General features: G+C 40.3%; 1 protein-coding gene. It reads left to right on the forward strand.

All coding sequences use genetic code 11. The annotated features are described in order from the left end of the window. Positions 1-272: 272 nt before the first annotated feature. The gene (locus E5A76_RS15315; protein WP_053986881.1) at positions 273-1,772 is read left to right on the forward strand and encodes a PTS transporter subunit EIIC; all 1,500 of its coding nucleotides are present in this window, start codon (positions 273-275) and stop codon (positions 1,770-1,772) included. Positions 1,773-1,880 lie beyond the last annotated feature (108 nt).

Raw genomic sequence — 1,880 nt, forward strand, 5'->3', positions numbered from 1 at the left:
ACATACTCGAATCGAGTTGATTTTATTCGTCATTATAATGAGTAAAAAAATACTTTAATTAATTTTTATGAGTAACCTGATTGTTATTATCAAGTTCGTTATTGCTTGCTGGTAATATTGTGCTAATACTCATTGAGCTCCCTAGAGTTTATTAAAGTAAACAAAGCACATAAATAAGTCGATGTTAATCAATCAGCTAAAATAATTGTTAGGTTTCACTAGTAAGTACGGTTTACTTGCTAGTTTGGGTTTAGAACAGAAAGGCAAAAATTATGTCGAATAAAGTTGCAGCAGAAGGAATTCTGAAAGGGATTGGTGGGGCAGGAAACATTAAGTTCTTGTCATGCTGTGCTACACGTTTACGCTTTGAATTAAATGATGCATCAATTGTTGATAAAGCTGCATTAGACGCTATTCCAGAAGTGATGGGTAGCATCCCTCAAAGTGGTGACCGTTACCAAATCGTTGTTGGTGGTGGTGTTGCATCTATGCATAACACGCTAAAGCAGATGATTGAATCAGGTGAAGGTGGTGAAGCACCTGCGGCTCCTGCAAACAATGAAAAATCTATCGATGATATTAAAGCAGCTAAGCGTTCGGAAGGTATCCGAGGTAAAGTGGCGTGGGTTGATAGCTTTTTTGAATACCTTTCAGATTCATTCCGCCCAATTTTAGGTATTTTACTTGGTGCATCACTGATCATCGCCTTAGCATCTGTACTTGATGCGCTTCATATTGTTGATTTCCGTGGTGAAAAATCAGCTGGCTGGGTTTTCGTTGACTCAATGTGGCATGCGGTTTTCTACTTCTTGCCAATCATGGTAGCTTACAACGCATCGAAGAAACTGAATGTGGATCCGTGGCTAGGTGCTGCGATCATGGGTGCATTAATGACACCTGAATTCCACAAGCTATCAACAATGGCTTCTACAACAACAGTTAAAGATGCAACCTTAGGTACTGTTGGTCATGTTGCGCATATCTTTGGTTTACCAATGCAGTTAAATGATTACTCAGGTAACGTATTCGTGCCTTTGATCATGGTAGCTGTATTAGCGCTTGTTTACCGTTTCTTAAAGAAACTTATTCCTGATAATTTACACATGGTTTTCGTACCATTCTTGTCGCTAATTATCATGGTACCGCTAACTGCGTTCTTGATTGGTCCTCTAGGTGTTTGGATTGGTACTTACCTAGGTACAGGTCTAGCATGGTTGAATACTAACGCACCATTTGTGTTTGCGATTCTGATCCCATTACTATACCCATTCCTAGTACCACTAGGTCTACACTGGCCGCTAAATGCCCTAATGCTAATGAATATTCAGACATTAGGTTACGACTTCATTCAAGGTCCTATGGGTGTTTGGAACTTTGCATGTTTCGGTGCAACAGCAGGTGTATTACTTATTGCACTACGTGAGAAGAATGCAGTGATGCGTCAAACAGCATCAGGTGCACTAGCGGCTGGTCTGTTCGGTGGTATCTCTGAGCCATCACTATACGGTATCCACTTACGCTTTAAGAAAGTGTACTCTCGTATGCTTCCAGGCTGTCTAGCGGGTGGTCTTGTGATTGCTATTCTTGGTGCACCATACGGTGGTGTGAAGACAACTGCATTTGCATTTACTTCACTACTAACCATCCCTGTATTTAACCCTATGTGGGTATACGCAATTGCGATTGCAGTGGCGTTTGCAGTACCTATGCTACTTATCTTCTTCTTCGACTACCGTACGGCAGAAGAAAAAGTGGCAGAAAACAAAAAATAATTGTTGTTACTAAGGCTAAAGAGCGAATACGTTTCTGAGTGAAAGAACAATAGATAAAGACCGCATTATGCGGTCTTTTTTTGTTTTAAATAAGCAGAGAAATATTTG

The organism is Photobacterium lucens, assembly GCF_009873615.1.
Classification (GTDB): domain Bacteria; phylum Pseudomonadota; class Gammaproteobacteria; order Enterobacterales; family Vibrionaceae; genus Photobacterium; species Photobacterium lucens.

Bases quoted from the DNA above. Each gene is read 5' to 3' on its own strand.
- E5A76_RS15315 (WP_053986881.1), top strand. From the start codon at position 273: ATGTCGAATAAAGTTGCAGCAGAAGGAATTCTGAAAGGGATTGGTGGG.